Source organism: Mucilaginibacter sediminis (assembly GCF_051903035.1).
Taxonomy (GTDB): domain Bacteria; phylum Bacteroidota; class Bacteroidia; order Sphingobacteriales; family Sphingobacteriaceae; genus Mucilaginibacter.
In genome coordinates, this window is record NZ_CP170602.1 from 5,176,235 (window position 1) to 5,195,807 (window position 19,573).

A 19,573-nucleotide genomic window follows, 5' to 3' on the forward strand; every position below is an offset into this window, starting at 1 on the left:
CTGCAACGGACAGGCTGCACAATCGGTCGGTTACGTTCAAAATCTATTCTACGCTATGTATGACAGCTTGCAAGGTTTGCGAGCATATGCCTTGTACCATTACATATCCAATTTTCCTGTCATTCTTAGGTACGAAGGATCTACCAGTTGTGCAGACCGATAGAAAAGTCCGCGAATAGATCCTTCGTAACTCCTCATGACAGAAAATGAAACTTGTCATGGGTAACGGAGTGAAGAATCTGTTAACCGACATGCATAGCCGACGGAAAAGTTCGTGAATAGATCCTTCACTACGTTGGATGACAGTGTCGCGAAATTTCAAACCTCGAACGATTAAACAAGAAATCTCGGCAAGTTTAACTACCGGGATTTCTTGTTTTTTAGCCTCTGTCAAAAGCTGGCAGCGTAGCTGTTATTTCGCGCTAAATATCAAGCCCGTAACACCGGCCGTTAAGGCACCCGGTTTTACCGGTTTATAAATAAAGAACAGCTTGTGCATTTTACCATCAGTTACAGGGGTAACCGTTACATGCGCCATGCCCCCCTTTTGGTCTTTTGCCGGCGTTGGCATGCCGCCTTTGCCAATAAGTTTACCATCCGGCGCATCGGCATGAAGTTCAAAATTGAAACCGTATGTTGGTGCAGCCTGCCAGAATGTAGTGAGGTTTACTGATTTTACACCGGTAAGATCAATATCGTCAACCTCAAACCAACCTTCACCTGGCGGAATGATCATCAAATTCATGCCGTTGTACTTAAACCCGGTGAAGCCGTTTGTCTTTTCGGCACCCGTGAACAGGTAGTTACTGCTATTTAATGTAGCTATGCCCGTACCTGTTAAGGCTTTAATAGCATCGGTGCCATCGTCGGTATACTTAGCTGTTAATACCAAAGTGGCCGATGGTGTTTTGCCAGGATCAGGCATGATAGTGCCCGTTGGTGGCAAGGATTTCTTTTGACTATCTTTTCCTAACGACATTACCCAACCAATAATCTGCTCCAGATCGCCCTTTTTGATACTTGGATGGGCCGACATGGCCGTTTCGCCCCAAACGCCAGCGCCGCCTTTAATAACCTTCTGGCTTAGCTTATTCATAGCATCAGGATCTTTCTGGTACTTGTTGCTTACATCAATAAACGCAGGGCCTATTGATTTGCCAACCTCTTTATGACAGCTTTTACAATCCATACTTAGCATAAGCGTTTTACCGGTATTTTCGGGCGCTGTTTGCTCCAACTGGGATGCTTCAACAGGCTTTTTATAGCCATCAATATAATCAACGTTAACTATAATACGTTTTGCATCAACCTTACTGGTTGCCGCGCCATCGGTAACGGTAACCGCATAGCTAAGCGGAACACCAGGCAGGTAGAATGATTTATTGCCACCAGTTAGTTTTACCAAAACAACGGGCTGCTCGTTACCGGCATAAACATTAACAGGGCTGCCCTTGCTTGCCGCGCCTTCTGCATCTTTGGCTTCAACACTTATTTTATAATCGCCGGCCTTGGTGTAAGTATAGCTAAGTTGCGGGGCATCGGTTTCTTTGGTAGTACCGTCGCCCATTTTCCAGCTATAGGTTATTTTATCTCCTTCGGGGTCTTTGGCCTGGGCCGTTAATTTTACGGTGAAAGGCAACAAACCTGTTGTTTTATCAACCTTTACACTGCTTATTACCGGTGGCCTGTTCCCTTTAATATAATCTATCCGGAATAAACCCGCATCGGGGTTATGCGTAAACCAACCGCTGCCATATTCCAGGCCATACAGCCTGCCATCGGGGCCGACTTCCATATCAATCATCGAGTTTGATTTAAGGCTCGGGAAAAATGGCTCCATTTTATCAAAATCACCTTCAGGAGTAAGGCTTACGGCTTTTATCCAGCCGCGCATCCATTCATAAGCCAAAAACTTTCCGTTATAATAATCGGGCAAACGGGTTTCTGCCGGGAACATATCGGTATAATAAACCGGGCCTGCCATGGCGTTACGCCCGCCCGTGCCGACCTGCGGAAAATCGGCCGATGCACCATAAGGGTACCATATAAATGCCGGCTGAGCCGGTGGCAAATCGGTTAACCCTGTATTGTTACGCGAATTATTTACCGGGTGCTTAGGGTCAAATAGCGGGCCCGATTTGCCTGTGGCGTAATCATAAATATGATATGGTTTGTTATCGCCCACAAAGTATGGCCAGCCAAAATTACCCGCGTGGCGTGCCTGGTTTATTTCGTCATATCCCATTGGACCGCGGGTGTCCAGGCTATCGTTATGCGCATCCGGGCCAACTTCGCCCCAATATAAATTACCGTTTTTTTGATCGACAGAGATCCTGTAGGGGTTCCTGTCGCCCATTACATAAATTTCGGGGCGGGTTTTTGGCGTGCCTTTAGGGAAAAGGTTGCCTTCGGGGATATCGTAAGTACCATCGTCCTTAATTTTGATACGCATAATTTTACCGCGTAAATCGTTGGTATTCCCTGCCGACCGGCGGGCATCAAATTGCAGGTGACCAGGCCTGTCATCCAAAGGCGCATATCCGCTGGTCACATATTTTTGTCCTTTTTCATCAAAAGGGGTTGAGTTATCACCTGCCGAGAAGAACAGGATTTTATCAGGCCCCGGCCCAAAGGCTATTGAACCACCGGTATGACAGCAAATTTCGCGCTGGGCTTTTACTTCCAATATCACTTTCTCCGTCTTTTTATCCAGCGTATCGTTCTTAAACGTAAAACGCGACAAGCGGTTAACCGAACTATCGGCCGGGCTGTAGTAAATGTACACCCAGTTGTTATTGGCAAAATCGGGGTCTTTGGCCAGGCCAAGCATGCCTTCTTCGGCATTTGTGCCCGGGGTGTGCAGTGTTTTCCAGTATACATCAAAAAAGCCTACCTGTTTTACTTTTTGGGTAGCGTGATCATACCGCATAATCTCGCCCCGGCGCTGTATCACCAGGATATCCAGGTTGGGTAGTACGGTCATTTCGGTTGGCTCAAAAAATTCACCGGTCGAAAGCTGAGTTTTCACAAACCTGTCCTCTTCGGGCGGTGTTTGGGTTTTAGCTTTGGAGTAGTCCAGTTCTTTATTTCCGCCAATGGCATATTTAATGCCGGCGGTCAGCATTTTAAGGTAATTATCGTCTTTATAGGTTTCTTCGGTATGGCCCATGGCGGTATAAAAAGCGCGGCCTCCGTCAAAATCATGATACCAGGTAGCAGGGTGCAGCCCCATACGTTTACCACCTTTATAGGTGCTTTCGTCAAGGGTAATTAAAACATGCACATCAGCTGCCAATGCCTTTTTGAAGCTGTAAAACTCATCTGTACGTTTCCAAACTTTGGGCAGGTGCCTGGTGGCGTCGTTATCGGCATCAACCACGTTGTAGGTACCGGGCTGTACGTTAGGGTTTTTATCGTGAATACCGGGGTGGTCATAAAACCAATCGCCCATGAGACGGCCATACCATCCCCAATCATACTCTGTATCGGCCGCGGCATGGATGCCTACGTAACCGCCGCCTGCCTGGATATAGCGCTCAAAAGCAGCTTCCTGGCGATAATCGAGCACATCGCCGGTGGTGCTCAGAAATATAACTGTAGCGTATTTTTGAAGGGTTGTGTCATTAAACATCGCCGAGTTTTTGGTGGTATCTACGTCAAACCCGTTTTGCTCTCCCAGTTTTTGAATTGCGGCTATCCCTGCATCTATAGATGCATGATGAAAGCCCATGGTTTTTGAAAATACAAGCACGCGCGGCTTTCCGGGCCTGGCTTTGTTACATGATAAGTAGGTGCAGCTAAGCGCTACAAGAACCAACAGGGCGATTTTTTTCATATCGACTATTATGAATTTGGGTTAAACTGGTGTTTAGAGCTTGGTTTCAGGAGCTATTGCAACAAAATGATACAATCTATAGCTACTTATCAAATTTATAATTAAATATCGAAGTGTCAATACCTATTGTGTAACAATGACACAATATTTAACATGAATGGCGGGTAATAAAATCCTGGGTTGTTTGTTTGTAAATGCGTACAACTTCGGATCGGTTGGGAATTTGTAAAACAAAAAAAGAGAGCCTTTTTGGAAGCTCCCTTTCCCCTAATTAATTTAAACTATTGATTAAACCCAAAACAAAGAACAAAAAATCTCAACTTGGGCGTCTGAGAATTCAAAAAAAGTTTTTCACAGGTAGGTGATTTAATTTTTTTTCACAGATTATATGCAGGGCGAGTTGTTCAAAACAAATTTATTGCCAGTATTTATTATTTCTATAATCATTGGCAATAAATAATAGTTGCGTTACAATTATTTAATCCAATATTTTTTACGAACTTTAATAATCAAACGCCAATTTATTTTTTGAGCCCCCTGCAAAAAATCAATTTTTAAATTAATTCAAATTTTATGCTACTTACTGATTTTGAGTACCTTACCAATTCTGACGAAGCTTTTAAAAAGAAAATAGCCCTTCAGATTAAGAATTTGAGGCGGCAAAATCAGGTTACACAGGAAAAATTCTTTACCGAAACCAATATTAATATTGCCCGGCTCGAGTCGGGAAAAATTGATATCAGGTTGGATACGCTCCGAAAAGTTTGTTATTATTTTGATGTTTCGCTGGCTGGTTTTTTTCAGGGCATATATTAAAAGCTGTCTTTTTTAATAAAACCGTTGTCCTAAATTCTATTATTCAATACAATTGCTGTATTTTTTTACATACACCGCAACAAATTCATGATCAAAAAAGTCACCTCCGCCGTGCTCTTAAGTGGGCTTACCACAATTACCCTGCTTCAGGCCTGTAAAGACAACACAAAAACCTATGCCGATAATGACCCGGTGATCAAAAACGTGGATACCAGTGTGAAACCCGGCGACGACTTTTTTAAATACGCCAACGGAACCTGGCTTAAAAAGAATCCGATACCCGGCGCGTATGCAGCCTGGGGCATAGGTAACGTGGTTCAGGAAGAACTGCGTAACCGGATGAAAAAGATTAATGAAGATGCCCTTAAGGCCAATGCACCAAAAGGCAGCAGTACACAAAAAATAGGTGATTTTTACTTTAGCGGGATGGATACCGCTGATATTGAAAAGCGGGGCATTGAACCGCTTAACGATGAACTGAAAAAGATTGATAACATTAAAGATATTAAAGGCCTTATTGAGGAATTTGCCCACCTGGATGGCATAGGGGTAACTACGCCATTAGGCACTTATGCCGGGCAGGATAGCAAAAATAGCGATAAAATAATGCTGCAATTAGGCCAATCTGGTATTGGGTTGCCAAACCGCGATTATTACTTTAATACTGATGCACATAGTGTTGCTATCCGTACTGATTATAAGCTGAAGCATTTGCCAACCATCTTTAGATTGAGTGGCTTGCCTATAGATGCGGCAAACGCTGCCACCAAACAAACCTATGCTTTAGAAACTGCCCTGGCCGGCAGCAGCCGTAAACTTGAAGACCTGCGCGACCCCTACCATAACTATAACAAAATGACCTTGGCTGGCTTAAGCGAACTGGCGCCTGATATCGATTGGAAAACCACTTTCAAAAAAATGGATTATAAAGATGTAGATACCGTGATTGTTGGCCAACCCGAATATTACCGCGCCCTTAACAAAGCTTTGCATGATTATAGCATTGCCGATTGGAAAAACTACCTGCGCAAAAACCTGATTGTTGCGTTTGGATCATACCTGAGTAAACCGTTTGATCAGGAACTGTTTCGTTTTTATGAAATGGTGCTTTATGGCAGCAAGGAACAATTACCACGCTGGAAAAGAATTCTCGACCTGGAAAACGGGGTAATGGGCGAAGTGTTAGGGCAGATATTTGTAAAAGAGTACTTTCCCGAAAAAACAAAAGAACGCTATGTAAAACTGGTAGAAACTATGCGTGAAACTTTTAAGGAGCATATTGAAAAGCTGGACTGGATGAGTGCGCAAACCAAAGCAAAGGCCTACTATAAGCTAAGTAAAGTAATGCCAAAGGTTGGTTACCCGGATAAATGGAAAGATTTTTCGGCCCTGGAGATTGATCGCGGGCCGCTTGCGTTGAACATGATGCGCGCCAACAACTGGCAGCATAAGTTCAACGCATCTAAACTGGGCAAGCCTGTTGACCGTACCGAATGGGGAATGACACCACAAACCTATAACGCTTATTACAACCCTTCCAATAACGAGATTGTGCTGCCTGCGGGTATTTTTGCTATTCCGGGTTTTAAAGATGAGAATATTGACGATGCCGTCATTTACGGCTACGCCGCTGCGTCCACCATCGGCCACGAAATGACCCACGGCTTCGATGACGAAGGCAGGCAGTTTGATGCCAGGGGAAACTTAAAAGCCTGGTGGCTACCGCAAGATTCGGTTAAGTTTACCCAACGTGCGCAAATGCTGATAAACCAGTTTAACGGTTATACTATTTACGGGCTGCACGTAAACGGCAAAGCTACCCAGGGCGAAAACATTGCCGATTTGGGCGGTATAGTAATTGGCCTGGATGCCTTTAAAAAAACCGACCAATATAAAGAAGGCAAACCCATCAACGGTTTCACCCCGCTGCAACGCTACTTTTTAGGTTATGCCCTTGGCTGGTTGGGGCAAGACAGGCAGGAAGCCCTATCGAGCCAGATATTAACCAACGAACATGCCCCTGGCTTTATGCGCGTAAATGGCCCATTTACAGATGTGCCAGAGTTTTATGAAGCTTTTGGCATAAAAAAGGGCGATAAGATGTGGCTGGATCCCGATAAAAGGGTTAAGATTTGGTAGATTACCCGAAAAGGAAACCCGATTCATACTACGAGCGTAAGGTTTTGTGAAACTCAGGAAAGCCTATGACTTATATCGCATGATGGCAAGCGTTCACCCGTCGAGGCTGTGCCTACACTTCTGCTGCGCAGGAAGGTGTGGTTGAAAAGCGCCGGCGACGGCTATACTTTCTAACGAAGTTGCAGAGCGGTTTCCCAAAACCTCGCCGGGCGGGATGGATATTAACCGCAGTGCAAAGCTGATGCTTATATAAACCGAGATCCTTATTTCAGGACACCATACAAATGATAGCCCACATGGCATTCGGTTCACACAACGGCGTCCCTCATTTTTTATATTCGTCGACAGATATCGATAATTGGACGATACATTTCAGCCAGAGCCCAGGGTTATAAATACTTTCAGCTAATAATCACGCTCAAAGAATCAATTAACACCATGGAAAGAAAAACTTTTTTAACCAGCGGGCTTGCAGCATTAGGCTTTGCCGCTATCGCACCACTTGCCAATTCCTGCAAAAAGGAAAGCACAACAACTACTACCGACACAACAACTACCACTACAACCACGGGCGGAACCAGCAGTAGTACCTGTACCACCGGGGCTTCTGAAACAGCCGGCCCTTACCCAACTATTACGCCATCAAGTTACGTGAGAAGTAATATTGTTGATGGCCAATCAGGCGTACCTTTAACCATTAAGCTTACATTCACCAATACCAACAGTAGCTGCGCGGCGCTAACCGGCGCCCTGGTAGATATTTGGCATTGTACCTCACTGGGTTACTATTCTGAATATACCGATACTCCTGGCGGTGGTTATGCCACCATTGATTATACTTCGTCTCATTTTTTACGTGGAAGGCAAACTACCGACAGTAATGGCCTGGTAACGTTTACCAGTATTTTCCCGGGTTGGTATTCTCCAAGGGCTCCGCATATCCATGTGCATGTATATAATTCGTCGGGCACTTCGTTATTAATTACGCAGATTGCATTTCCTACAGATGTTTGCAATACCGTTTATACCACAGCAACTGACTATAAGGCTCGCGGGGTTCAGGATACCGCAAATACCGCGGATATGGTGTTCAGCGATTCTCTTGCCACCGAGCTATCAACCGTTACAGGAAGTGTTTCGGCCGGATATGTGCTTACGATAAGCATTGGCGTTGCGGCCTAACTTTAAAACAGGCTATCCTGTTACGCTCCCAGAAAACGATTGTGTGATGTTAGTAGGTTGAGGAACTAAACCCTGTTCAAATATGGAACACCGTACGTTATTTGTACATCTGTTTTTTCTTTACGTAACAGCATTGGGCAATCGTTTAAGGGTGCCGGCTTATATACCAAAAGCTCTTTTTATATGCCATTAAACTTCGTTATAAAATTTACATGATACCGCAATCCAAAGGAAAAATGTTTTTATCAGATGAACGTGGACTAACCCAACAGGATTGGTACCGCAGTTATCAAACATTTAATTTCGGCAATTATTATAACAACCATAAGCAGCCGTTCAGCGATTTACATGTTTTAAATGATGATACCCTGGCCGCGGCGCAAAGCATCAGAATGAGCGTGCAGGAACAAACGGCTGTTCTACTTATTCCAATTGTTGGCGCCATAGGCTGCCGTGATCACAACGGCGATCACACCATGATCGAACCAGGTATGGTACAACTACTGGCGCTTCCGGCCCGTTCGGGTTTCCAGGTTAATAACCCATATAAAGCAGAAGCAGACCTGGTCAACTTTTTGCAGCTCTGGGTCAAAACAAAAAACGCGGCAAACCAGTTGTTCAATTTCGATCTTCCTGCCAACCGCAACCAACTCACCGAAATTTTCCGGCTTGGAAATACAATTGGTTACATGGGGCAGTTTGATGGTCGGGCAGAAGCTACGCTTCGGGTTTCGAAACCGGGAAACGCCTTGTTTGCCTATGTTATTGAGGGCGCGTTTGAAGTTCAATATCGCCTGATGCATGCCAGGGATGGGTTGGTTTTATGGGATTTGGATGAAACTGAACTGGAAGCGCTATCAAACAATGCCATCATCATGCTGATTGAAATTGCCCCTCGGTGAGTAAGGCACGGCACATGGCGGCTTTAGTTAACTGCAGTTGTTAACCACTGCGGGCCCATCATTTACCAAAATAAGTAATGTTTTTATCGGTCATCGCAGCTTTAACAACCTGCTCCAATGCCGTTTTATTAACCGGTTTAATGATAAAACCCGAAACCAATTCGAGCGCGGATGCACGGTGATGATCATGAGGGTCCAGGGAAGCGCTTACTAAATAAATTACAACTTTTCGGGATAGGTCTGGTGCCAGCCGTGCAAAGCGTTCAATAAACCTCCATCCGTTAAGTACAGGCATATCAATATCCAGCAGTATGAATTCTGGTAGCATGTCGGGTTTATCTTTAAATAATTTAAAGTAGTCGAGTGCGGCCTTCCCGTTTTCGAAAGTGATCGTTTTTTTTGATATCTTATAATTAAAGATCATAATCTCCGACATCAGGCGGGCTATACTATCATCATCAATTACACAAGCCAGGTTAAAATCATACATATGATTGTACAATTCAAAAAACGAACCAGCTTAAACATGTGCTTTTTTAAGCCGAATTTTGCCGACAACGCACTTAAATGCCGGGATTATTGGGTAAATATTTACCCGATAATTGTAACTAATTTTTGAGTTTTTGCAGGGCATTAAAGCCTAATTTCAACTTTTTTGCCGGTTTTAGCCGCCAGGTATATTGCATCAATTATTTTCAGGTCTTTTACCGCTTCTTCGCCATCTATGGGTACAACAGGCTGTTTGTTGTGAAAGATAATGGCTGCCATTTCATCCATTTGCACGGTTTGATGAACGGTAACGGGCTGGTTTAATTCGCCCTTATTTGTGCGGCCCATAATAGGCCCGTAGCCGGTTGATGGCTGTAACTCTGCAAATCCTTTTTCTCCGTTCAGGAAAAAACGGTCCAGGTTATTCATCGTATAAGTCGATAAACAGGATGCAGCAGCGCCGCTTGGAAAACCAAACTGAAATTGTATAGTTTCATCAACGCCTTCCTTGAATTTTACCGGGTCTGTTTTAGTTTCCTGTGCAGTAACCCAAACAGGCTCCTCGCCAGTCATATAACGGGCGCCGTTAATGGCATAAATACCAATGTCCATTATAGAGCCTCCGCCGGCCAGTTGCTTATTTAAACGCCACTGTGTGGGATCGCCAATTGTAAACCCGCATAATCCCTGAAAGAATAATATTTTCCCTAAATCACCGGCCTTTCGCATCCTGATCACCTCCAGCGTTTTAGGTTCAAAATGCATCCGGTAGCCCACCAGCAACTTTACGTTTGCTTTTTTACAGGCATCAACCATTTCTTGTCCTTCCATGGCATTTACCGCCATTGGCTTTTCGCAAATTGCGTGTTTGCCTGCTTTTGCTACCCTTATTACCTGGTCATGATGCAAGCCGTTTGGTGTTATAACATAAACCGCGTCTATGTCGGGATTGCTTTTTATATCATCAAAATTGTTATAGTTATAACAATTCTTCTCTGGTATGCTGTACTTAGTTTGCCACTCTTTAATTTTTGAAGGCGTACCGCTAATTACGCCAACCAGTTTGGCTTTTGTGCAGGCTTGCATGGCTTCGGCAACGCGGGTTCCGTAGCTCCCAAGGCCCATTATGGCCACACGCAATACCGGCCCGTCATAGGCCTGGTTATCATGATCTTTGGTGTTTGCCCATCCCGAAACCGGGGCCAAATGCAAGGCTAAGGCCGAGATACCTAATTTTTGTAAAAAGTCGCGACGTGAATTCATAACCAGGTTTGTTTTGCTTGTTTTAGAGATCACAAATTACTCATTTCACCACATAATTCAACAGCCTGGATACCTTAATGTTTCTGACGCTATTATCTTTTTACAATCCGCAAAAAATGAGCCGGAGGTTTGTACAGCAAATGCACAGCCATTTTTTCTTATTTTTTCCACTCAATAAAATTACGGGTCAGTACAATATCTCCGCGCTGTTCCATTTTTTTTAACAGGCGGGAAATCACCTCGCGCGACGAGTTCAAATCGGCGGCAATCTGGCCGTGGGTTATCTTTAGTTCGCGCATTTTTAGTTTTTGATATTGATTTTGCAGGTAATAGTATAACCGTTCGTCCATACCTTTAAAGGCTATATGGTCAATCACTATCAGCAGCTCTTCGTACCTGGAGCGGTAGGTTTCCAATACAAAATAGTACCATGTTTTGTAGGTGACCATCATTTGGTCCATCAACGCTATCGGCACAGCCAAAATAGTGGTATCCTCAATAGCTTTGCCCATTACTTCGCTGGTTTCCTGTTTGGTAGCGCATATCATGGTTAGGGCACAGGCATTGCCCGGTTCCAGGTAGTACATGAAAAACTCGCCCCCGTCGTCGCCTTCGCGGTATAGCTTAACCCGGCCACTTAAAATCATCATGGTTGATTTGATGTATTGGCCGGTGCGCAACGCAACCTCGCCGGCGGGGATATGAATGACCGAAGTGTTTTGAACTAAAAAAGCCTTTAACCCGGGCTCAAATTGAGGGAACAGGTGGTCTAAATAGTCCTGGATAACGGATTGTTCTTTCATAATAAAGCGTGAAAATAAGGACGATATTTTGCTTAACTAAAGCCTTAGGGATGAATAGTTGCCCATCCATCGGCCTGGCGGATAATAATTTCGCCATTTCCGCTGGGCACGTAGCTTATAAATGAAAAAAGCGTAGCCTTATCAATGTGGCGCTCCCTTACAGTATTGCTGCATTGCGCCAGTATCACTCCTTTTTGCAGCAGTTTTTGCAGTTCGGCTTCGTATGGGCCCGTTTTATCGTAAACGGCAACACCATCGGCAAAAGCAATAAGCTCCATTTCCACCTTGCCTTTTAGCCTGGTGTCCTCCAGTGCGTTGTCCATATTACGCAGGGTTTGTTTAATTTTCTTTGGGTCCGATTCGTCAAGGTAATAAAGCGCTTTATAGTGGGCCTGTGTGGCTTCGGCACCTTTAAATTCCGATGCGGCTGTTTGAGCGAAAGCAGGTTTAATAAAAAGCAACCCGGCAAGCACGAAGAGTAAGGAAAAACGATTTTTCATGGCTATAGATTTAAAGAGGTTAATTTATGCTTTTTTATGATGGAATTGCTGAATGGGGCCAAATGGTCCATATTTATGCTGGCGGGCGGTAAAGCCATCGGCATACGGCCCAAAGGGTAAATCTATGGGCTTTTGCCTTAAGTCGGGATAATCTTTGTGTTGATCTTTGTGCGGCCGGGGCTGCGAATTGATGTACGCTGCTACATCCCAGCACTCTTTATCGGTTAACTGCGGGCTTTTGTAGGTAGCACCAAAAGGCATATTGGCTTTTACAAAACCAGCCAAATTGCCTATCCTGTACATGCCCGCGCCGTCGTTATAACTGTTTGCCCCCCATAAGGGCGGGTAGGAATATGATTGTTTATCTGCCGCCGGCAATCCCTCGCCGTTTGCGCCGTGGCAACTGCGGCACTTCTGGATGAAAACAGCCCTCCCGCTCAACGGATTGGCTGCGTTATCCATAAATTTTAAACGTGGTGTAGTATTACCGAACAGCGCCTGGCCTTTTTTTGCGTTTTTGCCCAGCCACTGCATATAAGCCATTATTGCCTTAATTTCTTTAGTGCCAGTGTCTGGCATAGCGCCATTCAGGCTGCGCTCAAAACACTCCGAAATCCGCATAGATGCCGATATAACCATGCCGCTGCGGACGCTTTTTTTAGGATAGGAGGCCGCAAACCCGGCAAAGTTGTTAGCAAATAACCGGGTGCCCGCATCCAGGTGGCAGTTTTGGCAGTTCATGCCATTGCTGATGTGGGCAACAGACCCCTTAGGGCCAAAATATAAAGCCGTTGAAGCAATTAGCTGGCGGCCATACCGTATTAAATCGCCCTTTTTACCTGCGGGTATATTTCGTGTTTGTAGTTGTAGCCCGGCATCAGCAATATTTTCTTGATTTTGGGCAGCTTTAAAAGCAGTATTAACTGCCGAACCTTTATAATCATCCTTTTTTACCGGCCTGCTGCATGCCGAAACAAGCAAAACTGTAGCGGCAACCAGTAATAATGAAACCGATATGGGGTCATGTGAAACTTTAGTCATGGCTTTTATGGTTTTTATCGATGTTCATATGTGCGCCGCCGCAAAACTGCACAATTTACAAAAACATGTTGGTGATTTAAGTCACCAAAAACAGCGTATTGCACAGAAATAAATCGACCATTTTTTTTGATCTCTATTTTCTTTACATTAGGCCGGCTATTTATTTGGCCGCCAGATAACTGCTAATTTCATAATATGATAAGAAGGCTTACCATTGTTGCTTCGATGCTGTTTTTGTCGTGCAACAACCATAGGGGCGTTGCGATCACAAAACAGGTAGAAAAGATAAAACCAACTAAGGATCAAGCCGAACGCCGCCGCCAATCTGAAGCTTATTGCAAAACACATTACATACCCGTTTATAGTAATCCCAACGCTTTATTTGTAGACCCGGAATTGCAGGCAACTATACGTACAAAAGATGAAGTGACAGACAGAGCTCTGGCATTGCTATATGTAGGTTTAAAAAGCGAAGGGATAGGCCAAAAGGACTTACACGAAATAAATAAAACCTGGATGCGCTATCAAAATTAACTCCGGCCGAAAGGGCTTATATTACAAATTCCCGGCCAACAAAGCAACAAACCACCGACGCCAACTGGCGCTACGAAGATTTACACGTGATGCTTTGGGCATTAGGTTTTATTGACTCGCTGACTTACCCCAACCAATTGTGCAATGTCGCCCAGGATGCAAAATTATTTCGGGGCCTAACCGGCAGGCAGTTTAAACAGCGGGCCCGGTTGCGAACCAAAAAAGAGATTCTCGACCAGGCCGATCTGATGCTGCGGCTGGACTGGGCTTGTGTAGATGCCCGCACCAAAAAGCAGCCGGCTCCCGGAAAGCTTGATAGTGGCGTAGTTTATGAAAGGCACTACGCTTTAAACTGGCTGATAAACTACATGAACCAAGGCTGGGATGATATAACGACAGATACGTAACAACATTAGCGTACAATGAGCTTACATTAACATGTATTTATTGAAAATGCCAAACGGCCTTACGGAGTGCTTACTTAATTTCTACCACGCCGGCGGCCACGGCCGGGAACTTAGAAAACACCTGTGCATCATGTCCCGGAATGATGTACTTAACATTGCCTACCATGGCCTTCATCCTTTGCATGGCTTTTACATAACCTGCCGGATCAAGCGTACCACCGTCAGAAGCCGGCACCATATGGTCAAGGCTGTAGTATATCCAAATATTATCCGACGCCAGTACAACTTTGTTATTTCCGGTATTCACCAGCACGTATTCTGAATTAAACGTATGCCGCGACCCGGTGAATACTTTGATGCCCGGAATAACTTCTTTATTGTCGCCGTCTACCAGCGTTACTTTTCCGGCTAAATTTAAATCAACCATCATGCGCACATCCCTTTTGTTAAATCCACCGCTGCCTTCCCCTTTTTGCCATGCCGCGCCTACGAAATAATTAAAATCGTCTTTTTGGATCCAAACGCGGGCATTCGAAAACAATCTCACACCATCTATATGATCCCAGTGGGGGTGCGATAAGATAATATCTGTGACATCGCCGGCCCTTAAACCCAGCATGGATAGTGCACTATCCGGGCGGATGTAATCAATTACCTTAAATTCCTTAGCATCATCAATATCATTTAAAAACCCTGCATCAACCAGGATGTTGCGACCGTTACCCTTAATAAGCCAAACCATAAAATTAAACTTAATGCTATCGGTTTGTGGCGCTCCTTTTGCCCAATCGGCAGCCGAAAAAGGTAAGGCCGAACCAGCAAATTTTATGGCATAAACTTTATAAGCTGTGGTTTGTGCGTGTACAAACAGCACACCGGACAATATCATTACAAAGAGCAGGGCAAGCTTTTTCATCCTGTAAAGGTAGTCTCCGTAGCGGGAAGTTAAAAGAGGAGACCGACAATAAAAGGTGCAAAAAATGCGGGCCGGCCTGGAACGCCTGCTTGTGATACCGCCCGGCAATCGCTTATTGCTCTTATGTAAACAACGTGCCTTTGGGCAAACATACCAGCTAAACCTATACGCATATTATTGCGTACAAATAAAACAATGACGGCTTTTTAACAAACTGTCTTATGCGTTAACAAAATGTGTTTATTTCAATGAGTTTTTTAACCGATCCGCTGTTCAAGGCTTTATTTTTTACGGATACACCCCGGATAATCTTAAAAGCAGATGCGCCAAACTTTACCATATTAACCTACAATGATGCTTACATGAAGGCAACTTATACCCATTACAGGAATATAATTGGCTGGTATCTGTGGGAGGCTTTTGACCCCAGGAAAGCGGGCAACGACGGGGATAAATTTTTGCTTGATACACTTACCCGTGCCGTTGTAAATAATGAAACCATCATAACACCTCCCTTTAATTATAATATCCCCTCGGCCAATCCGGAAGTGATGGTTGAAAGCTGGTGGCAACTGGATATTATACCCATTGCAGGTAAAAGTAAAAAGCCAGCATATTTATTATTAACCACCACCAACATTACTGGCAGTGTTCAGTCGGTAAGGTAAAACCATCACTGAATACTTGCTATAAGGCCGGGGCATCTGCTATCCGTCGATAGAATCGGGCGGTTCATCGATTCTTGTCTTTTATTTGGTGATGGTTGTTGTAAGTTAGCAATGCAAATCGGGGCGAACGCCCTATTGTGATAAGGTTTAGGTAAAAGCCTCTGAGCTGCGAGAGCGAAGAGGCTTTTTTTGCGCTCATTTTTTCTCTTCAAAACAAACCGGTCATAGTATCTCAACATTATATAAACCGGAGCATTGCACCATGTTGTAAACTAACAAACCCATATATTCAGGGTGGTTTGTTTTTCGGTTAATAGCGTAATTTTACCGCCATGAAGCTATATATTAAAAATATGGTTTGCAGCCGCTGCAAAATGGTTGTAAAAAGCGAGCTTGAAAAAGTTGGTTTACAAGTGCTTAATGTTGAGCTTGGCGAGGTGGAAATTAAAACCCCGCCAACAAACCAACAGCAAATGGAACTGACAGCCTCATTAAGCCAATTGGGGTTTGAGCTGATTGACGATCAGAAAAGCCGCCTGATTGAACAAATTAAAACAATCATCATTGAGCAGGTACATTATACTGATGCCCCGGCGCCTTTAAAACTCTCGGCGGTGCTGGCAGACAGGCTCAATTACGATTATGGCTATCTCAGTAACCTTTTTTCGGCAGTTGAGGGCTCTACTATCGAAAAATATTACATCACCCAAAGGATAGAAAAAGTTAAGGAACTGCTGGTTTACAATGAGCTCAGCCTTTCCCAAATTGCTTACCAACTGGGTTACAGCAGCGTGGCATATTTATCAAGCCAGTTTAAACAGGTTACCGGGATGACCACATCTGCATTTAAAAATCTGCAAGGCAGCAAGCGCAAAAATATTGAAGACCTGTAAATGTTATAAAGTATAGCCATAATCCTGTAACAGCCCAGGGCATAAGCCGCAGTAAATTTGTGTCAGTTAATTAAAAATCAATTATCATGACACATACCTATAACATTACCGGAATGACCTGTACCGGTTGCCTGGCCAAAGTTCAAAGCCTGTTATCGCAGGTAAACCACGTTCAAAAAGTAGATATTTCCCTTGCCGAAGGAACGGCTGATATTACCATGAACCGGCACATTGGCACAGCCGATTTGCAGAAAGCACTTGCCGCGTATCCAAAATATCAGTTAACTGATGCTAAGCCTCATCACCCGAATATAGTAGACAATGTTGACGATACCGGGAATAAAACCTGGCTGCAAACATATAAACCTATCCTGCTCATCTTCGGCTATATTACCGTGGCTGCCATCATAGCGGGCTATAATGCAAAAAGTTTTGATCTGATGGTGGCCATGCGCATTTTTATGAGCGGCTTTTTCCTCGTTTTTTCATTTTTTAAGATGCTGGATATCCGGGGCTTTGCTGATAGTTATGCCATGTATGATGTTGTTGCCCGCGCCTGGCGCGGATGGGGGTATCTGTATTTTTTTATCGAACTTGGTTTAGGCCTGTCATTTGCAGTTAACCTTGCGCCATTCATCATTAATATCGTTACTATCGTCGTAATGTCGGTAAGTTTAATCGGCGTGTTAAAAAGCGTGCTCAGCAAACAACAAATCCGTTGTGCATGCCTTGGGGCCGTATTTAACCTGCCTATGAGCACTGTTACCATTATTGAAGATGGGTTGATGATAGTAATGGGCATAGCGATGCTTTCCCTGTTGTAATTTAAGGCAATAGGTTGGATGTTTTTTTGAAAAACATCACCTTGAGTTATGAATATCGGCGAGATAACCTGCGGTAATTTTCTGCTCCATAATTACTTTCGGATCACGGGCCGGGGGCTTGCAGTCGCAGGAAAAATTACAGGTGGTTCCATAGCCGCCGGTAATTTTATTTCAGTCTGCCAGGTACTTGTAAAAATTAAAAGTATAGAATTTGTGAGGGTGCCGGGAGGGGAACTTACCGGCTTAATATTGGATATAGCCGAAGGTAACGGGATAGAAACCCAACTTGATAAACTAAAAGGACAAACCCTTTCGATAATAACCGACGAAGTAAGCTAATTGCACTTACATCCTAAACCTCAACGAAACTGATCTTCCCAAAGCTTGCGCCAGTTCGGGATCAATCAGCGGGCCGTTACCTTGCTGTATCCATACACTGCGTTCATCTTTTTGAAGAGTGATTGTTTCGCCGTTCAGCAAAATTTCAAGTTCGCTGGTAGTCTTGTTTATTGGCGATGTGTTAACCTGGTAAACAAGGTCGGTATCGTTGTACGTTATTCTTAGTGGCAGTCCCATCTGTGTCTTCTCTCCGGGTAAATATACAAATCCAGGCATCTAAAAAAGCAAAAAGAAACTACAATTACACTATATTATATACAAACACCTAATTGCCAGTGAATTAAAAACCATGCACAGGAATATGCCATTAGGCCGCCAACTGGTATTCTACCTTTTCAATAAGGTTGTTGATACCAAACGGCTTGTGAAGCACATCATCAGGGGCACCACTTTGGTTTAAAAATTTGCCAATATCATCCGCGGCCGAGCAAATGATAACCGGCAGGTTTTTGGTGTCGCGGTTAAGTTTTATCAGCTTGTAAATATCACGACCATCCATACCTGGTAAAAGCACGTCGAGGATTATCAAATCGGGGTGTGTGGCTTTAATATCATTGAAAATATTACCGGCGTCACTAAACGATACCACGTCATATCCGCTGGCTGTTAAAATATAGGTCATTACCTCTATCATCAGCTCATCATTATCAAGTATCAATATTTTCTTTGCCATGCTCTTTTCCATCCCTTCATGTTTAGGTGTGCAAAGCGCATGCCATTGATTAACTTGCAGTTAAACTATATTTTACCGTAGTGAAAGGTGTACACATTATGATATGATTTTAACATATTTAGCATTAATTGCCCCCGTTTTTTCGGTAGTTAATAGATGAGTTTTGTTACATTTGACTGGATAAAAGATTTACGAGATAATAATGGATATTGTTAATATAAAGAAACTGGCGAAGGAGCTCAATATTTCTACGTCAACTATTTCGAGGGCTTTTAACGGCAACCCTGATATTAATAAAGATACCAAAGAACGCATCCTGGCTTTTGCCAAAGAGCATAACTTTTTACCCAACCATTACGCCAGTAACCTTCGGGATAAAAAAACCAAAACGCTGGCTGTTATTATACCCGAAATAGCCAACGACTTTTTTTCGCAGGCCATAAACGGCATTGAAGAGGTTGCCCGTAAAAAGGGTTTTTATATTTTGCTGTATAGAACCGATGATGTTTTTGAAAAGGAAGTTTCATTTGTAAATTACCTGAACAACGGAAAGGTTGACGGTATCATCATGTCGGTATCGGGCGAGGCCAACGACCATAATTACCTGCGCCAGCTGGAATCAAAAAATGTTCCTGTTGTGTTTTTCGACAGGGTATATGAAGATATTGATGCAGCTAAGGTAACCACCAATGATTATGATAGTAGCTTTGATGCCACAGAGCATCTGCTGCAAACAGGTTGCCGCAGAATAGCCTACCTGGTAGTAAACAAAAGTATTTCTATTGGACAGGTGCGTATGCAGGGTTATATGGATGCCCTTAAAAAGCATAAGGTAGCCTTTGACGATGAACTGGTGATTGATTGTAGTAACGATGAAAAGGTAAACTACAAGATATTGGCCAAGGTATTGCAGGAAATAAAACCCGATGGGATTTTTAGCTCGGTTGAGCGTTTGGCATTTGCCACTTATTATGTTTGTAACGATTTGGGAATACAAATTCCCAAACAATTGAAAATAGTTAGTTTTTCCAGTTTGGGAATAGCTCCCTTGTTAAGCCCTGCCCTATCAACAATTACCCAGCCTGCTTACGAAATGGGGATCAAAGCCGCTAACCTCCTTTTTGAAGCACTGGAGCATAAAACGGCATCAAACCACAAACGGCACGTGGTTTTAAAATCTAAATTGTTTATCAGAAGGAGTTCTTTGGGTGAGTAGAGAGTGGTTGATTGAGTTGAATTAGGTTGATTGGGTTAGATTAAGTTGATTGAGTCCTAAACTTCATCAAGCT

General features: G+C 43.7%; 20 protein-coding genes. 11 read left to right on the plus strand and 9 right to left on the minus strand.

Translation table 11 applies throughout. The features are described from left to right. Positions 1-412: 412 nt before the first annotated feature. Positions 413-3,835 (minus strand): ThuA domain-containing protein, encoded by a 3,423-nt coding sequence (locus ACFGVS_RS21425; RefSeq protein WP_439695517.1) that lies wholly within the window; start codon positions 3,833-3,835, stop codon positions 413-415. A 573-nt stretch (positions 3,836-4,408) separates the two neighbouring features. Here ACFGVS_RS21425 and ACFGVS_RS21430 point away from each other — a divergent pair. The 4 genes from ACFGVS_RS21430 (at position 4,409) to ACFGVS_RS21445 (ending at position 8,874) form a co-directional block, all read left to right on the plus strand. Continuing rightward, on the plus strand, positions 4,409-4,651 hold the full coding sequence (locus ACFGVS_RS21430) for a helix-turn-helix domain-containing protein (RefSeq protein WP_090652130.1): 243 nt from the start codon (positions 4,409-4,411) through the stop codon (positions 4,649-4,651). Positions 4,652-4,738: 87 nt separating this feature from the next. After that, on the plus strand, positions 4,739-6,790 hold the full coding sequence (locus tag ACFGVS_RS21435; RefSeq protein WP_439695518.1) for a M13 family metallopeptidase: 2,052 nt from the start codon (positions 4,739-4,741) through the stop codon (positions 6,788-6,790). Positions 6,791-7,228: 438 nt separating this feature from the next. Then, positions 7,229-7,972 carry a dioxygenase family protein gene (locus ACFGVS_RS21440; protein ID WP_274211206.1) on the plus strand — a complete coding sequence of 248 codons (744 nt, stop codon included), beginning with the start codon at positions 7,229-7,231 and terminating at the stop codon, positions 7,970-7,972. A gap of 212 nt (positions 7,973-8,184) precedes the next feature. Further along, positions 8,185-8,874, plus strand: coding sequence for a pirin family protein (locus ACFGVS_RS21445; protein WP_439695519.1), 690 nt, complete (start codon positions 8,185-8,187; stop codon positions 8,872-8,874). Between the two features lie 58 nt (positions 8,875-8,932). Here the strand turns inward: ACFGVS_RS21445 and ACFGVS_RS21450 are convergent, their stop codons facing one another. From ACFGVS_RS21450 to ACFGVS_RS21470, 5 genes are all read right to left on the minus strand, one after another. After that, positions 8,933-9,364: a response regulator gene (locus tag ACFGVS_RS21450; protein ID WP_090652134.1), complete on the minus strand. Its 432-nt coding sequence runs from the start codon at positions 9,362-9,364 to the stop codon at positions 8,933-8,935. 143 nt (positions 9,365-9,507) lie between these two features. After that, on the minus strand, positions 9,508-10,626 hold the full coding sequence (locus ACFGVS_RS21455; RefSeq protein WP_439695520.1) for a Gfo/Idh/MocA family protein: 1,119 nt from the start codon (positions 10,624-10,626) through the stop codon (positions 9,508-9,510). Between the two features lie 158 nt (positions 10,627-10,784). Next, complete coding sequence (locus tag ACFGVS_RS21460; RefSeq protein WP_439695521.1) at positions 10,785-11,429, minus strand: Crp/Fnr family transcriptional regulator; 645 nt, start codon at positions 11,427-11,429, stop codon at positions 10,785-10,787. Positions 11,430-11,473: 44 nt separating this feature from the next. Then, positions 11,474-11,929: a DsrE family protein gene (locus ACFGVS_RS21465; protein WP_439695522.1), complete on the minus strand. Its 456-nt coding sequence runs from the start codon at positions 11,927-11,929 to the stop codon at positions 11,474-11,476. A gap of 24 nt (positions 11,930-11,953) precedes the next feature. After that, on the minus strand, positions 11,954-12,970 hold the full coding sequence (locus ACFGVS_RS21470; RefSeq protein WP_439695523.1) for a c-type cytochrome: 1,017 nt from the start codon (positions 12,968-12,970) through the stop codon (positions 11,954-11,956). 195 nt (positions 12,971-13,165) lie between these two features. On the opposite strand from ACFGVS_RS21470, the gene ACFGVS_RS21475 reads away from it, so the two are divergent. Beyond that, positions 13,166-13,504, plus strand: a complete 339-nt coding sequence (locus tag ACFGVS_RS21475; protein ID WP_439695524.1) for a hypothetical protein — start codon at positions 13,166-13,168, stop codon at positions 13,502-13,504. A 20-nt stretch (positions 13,505-13,524) separates the two neighbouring features. Next, positions 13,525-13,911, plus strand: a complete 387-nt coding sequence (locus ACFGVS_RS21480) for a DUF4272 domain-containing protein (RefSeq protein WP_439699257.1) — start codon at positions 13,525-13,527, stop codon at positions 13,909-13,911. A gap of 70 nt (positions 13,912-13,981) precedes the next feature. Here ACFGVS_RS21480 and ACFGVS_RS21485 read toward each other — a convergent pair whose 3' ends face one another. After that, the gene (locus tag ACFGVS_RS21485) at positions 13,982-14,827 is read right to left on the minus strand and encodes an N-acyl homoserine lactonase family protein (protein WP_274211200.1); all 846 of its coding nucleotides are present in this window, start codon (positions 14,825-14,827) and stop codon (positions 13,982-13,984) included. A gap of 248 nt (positions 14,828-15,075) precedes the next feature. Here ACFGVS_RS21485 and ACFGVS_RS21490 point away from each other — a divergent pair, with 248 nt between their 5' ends. From ACFGVS_RS21490 to ACFGVS_RS21505, 4 genes are all read left to right on the plus strand, one after another. Continuing rightward, complete coding sequence (locus ACFGVS_RS21490; RefSeq protein ID WP_439695525.1) at positions 15,076-15,495, plus strand: hypothetical protein; 420 nt, start codon at positions 15,076-15,078, stop codon at positions 15,493-15,495. Between the two features lie 332 nt (positions 15,496-15,827). Further along, positions 15,828-16,388, plus strand: coding sequence for a helix-turn-helix domain-containing protein (locus ACFGVS_RS21495; protein ID WP_439695526.1), 561 nt, complete (start codon positions 15,828-15,830; stop codon positions 16,386-16,388). A gap of 86 nt (positions 16,389-16,474) precedes the next feature. Continuing rightward, positions 16,475-17,212 carry a heavy-metal-associated domain-containing protein gene (locus tag ACFGVS_RS21500; protein WP_439695527.1) on the plus strand — a complete coding sequence of 246 codons (738 nt, stop codon included), beginning with the start codon at positions 16,475-16,477 and terminating at the stop codon, positions 17,210-17,212. A gap of 48 nt (positions 17,213-17,260) precedes the next feature. Continuing rightward, positions 17,261-17,551, plus strand: a complete 291-nt coding sequence (locus ACFGVS_RS21505; protein WP_439695528.1) for a hypothetical protein — start codon at positions 17,261-17,263, stop codon at positions 17,549-17,551. Between the two features lie 6 nt (positions 17,552-17,557). Here ACFGVS_RS21505 and ACFGVS_RS21510 read toward each other — a convergent pair whose 3' ends face one another. Next, positions 17,558-17,827: a hypothetical protein gene (locus ACFGVS_RS21510; protein ID WP_255369906.1), complete on the minus strand. Its 270-nt coding sequence runs from the start codon at positions 17,825-17,827 to the stop codon at positions 17,558-17,560. Between the two features lie 91 nt (positions 17,828-17,918). After that, positions 17,919-18,296: a response regulator gene (locus ACFGVS_RS21515; RefSeq protein WP_090652237.1), complete on the minus strand. Its 378-nt coding sequence runs from the start codon at positions 18,294-18,296 to the stop codon at positions 17,919-17,921. A 190-nt stretch (positions 18,297-18,486) separates the two neighbouring features. On the opposite strand from ACFGVS_RS21515, the gene ACFGVS_RS21520 reads away from it, so the two are divergent. Then, positions 18,487-19,500, plus strand: a complete 1,014-nt coding sequence (locus ACFGVS_RS21520; RefSeq protein ID WP_090652236.1) for a LacI family DNA-binding transcriptional regulator — start codon at positions 18,487-18,489, stop codon at positions 19,498-19,500. The last annotated feature ends 73 nt before the right edge of the window (positions 19,501-19,573 follow it).

Coding starts and splice junctions, on each gene's coding strand:
- ACFGVS_RS21425 (WP_439695517.1), bottom strand. CDS start 3,835: ATGAAAAAAATCGCCCTGTTGGTTCTTGTAGCGCTTAGCTGCACCTAC.
- ACFGVS_RS21430 (WP_090652130.1), top strand. CDS start 4,409: ATGCTACTTACTGATTTTGAGTACCTTACCAATTCTGACGAAGCTTTT.
- ACFGVS_RS21435 (WP_439695518.1), top strand. CDS start 4,739: ATGATCAAAAAAGTCACCTCCGCCGTGCTCTTAAGTGGGCTTACCACA.
- ACFGVS_RS21440 (WP_274211206.1), top strand. CDS start 7,229: ATGGAAAGAAAAACTTTTTTAACCAGCGGGCTTGCAGCATTAGGCTTT.
- ACFGVS_RS21445 (WP_439695519.1), top strand. CDS start 8,185: ATGATACCGCAATCCAAAGGAAAAATGTTTTTATCAGATGAACGTGGA.
- ACFGVS_RS21450 (WP_090652134.1), bottom strand. CDS start 9,364: ATGTATGATTTTAACCTGGCTTGTGTAATTGATGATGATAGTATAGCC.
- ACFGVS_RS21455 (WP_439695520.1), bottom strand. CDS start 10,626: ATGAATTCACGTCGCGACTTTTTACAAAAATTAGGTATCTCGGCCTTA.
- ACFGVS_RS21460 (WP_439695521.1), bottom strand. CDS start 11,429: ATGAAAGAACAATCCGTTATCCAGGACTATTTAGACCACCTGTTCCCT.
- ACFGVS_RS21465 (WP_439695522.1), bottom strand. CDS start 11,929: ATGAAAAATCGTTTTTCCTTACTCTTCGTGCTTGCCGGGTTGCTTTTT.
- ACFGVS_RS21470 (WP_439695523.1), bottom strand. CDS start 12,970: ATGACTAAAGTTTCACATGACCCCATATCGGTTTCATTATTACTGGTT.
- ACFGVS_RS21475 (WP_439695524.1), top strand. CDS start 13,166: ATGATAAGAAGGCTTACCATTGTTGCTTCGATGCTGTTTTTGTCGTGC.
- ACFGVS_RS21485 (WP_274211200.1), bottom strand. CDS start 14,827: ATGAAAAAGCTTGCCCTGCTCTTTGTAATGATATTGTCCGGTGTGCTG.
- ACFGVS_RS21490 (WP_439695525.1), top strand. CDS start 15,076: ATGAGTTTTTTAACCGATCCGCTGTTCAAGGCTTTATTTTTTACGGAT.
- ACFGVS_RS21495 (WP_439695526.1), top strand. CDS start 15,828: ATGAAGCTATATATTAAAAATATGGTTTGCAGCCGCTGCAAAATGGTT.
- ACFGVS_RS21500 (WP_439695527.1), top strand. CDS start 16,475: ATGACACATACCTATAACATTACCGGAATGACCTGTACCGGTTGCCTG.
- ACFGVS_RS21505 (WP_439695528.1), top strand. CDS start 17,261: ATGAATATCGGCGAGATAACCTGCGGTAATTTTCTGCTCCATAATTAC.
- ACFGVS_RS21510 (WP_255369906.1), bottom strand. CDS start 17,827: ATGCCTGGATTTGTATATTTACCCGGAGAGAAGACACAGATGGGACTG.
- ACFGVS_RS21515 (WP_090652237.1), bottom strand. CDS start 18,296: ATGGAAAAGAGCATGGCAAAGAAAATATTGATACTTGATAATGATGAG.
- ACFGVS_RS21520 (WP_090652236.1), top strand. CDS start 18,487: ATGGATATTGTTAATATAAAGAAACTGGCGAAGGAGCTCAATATTTCT.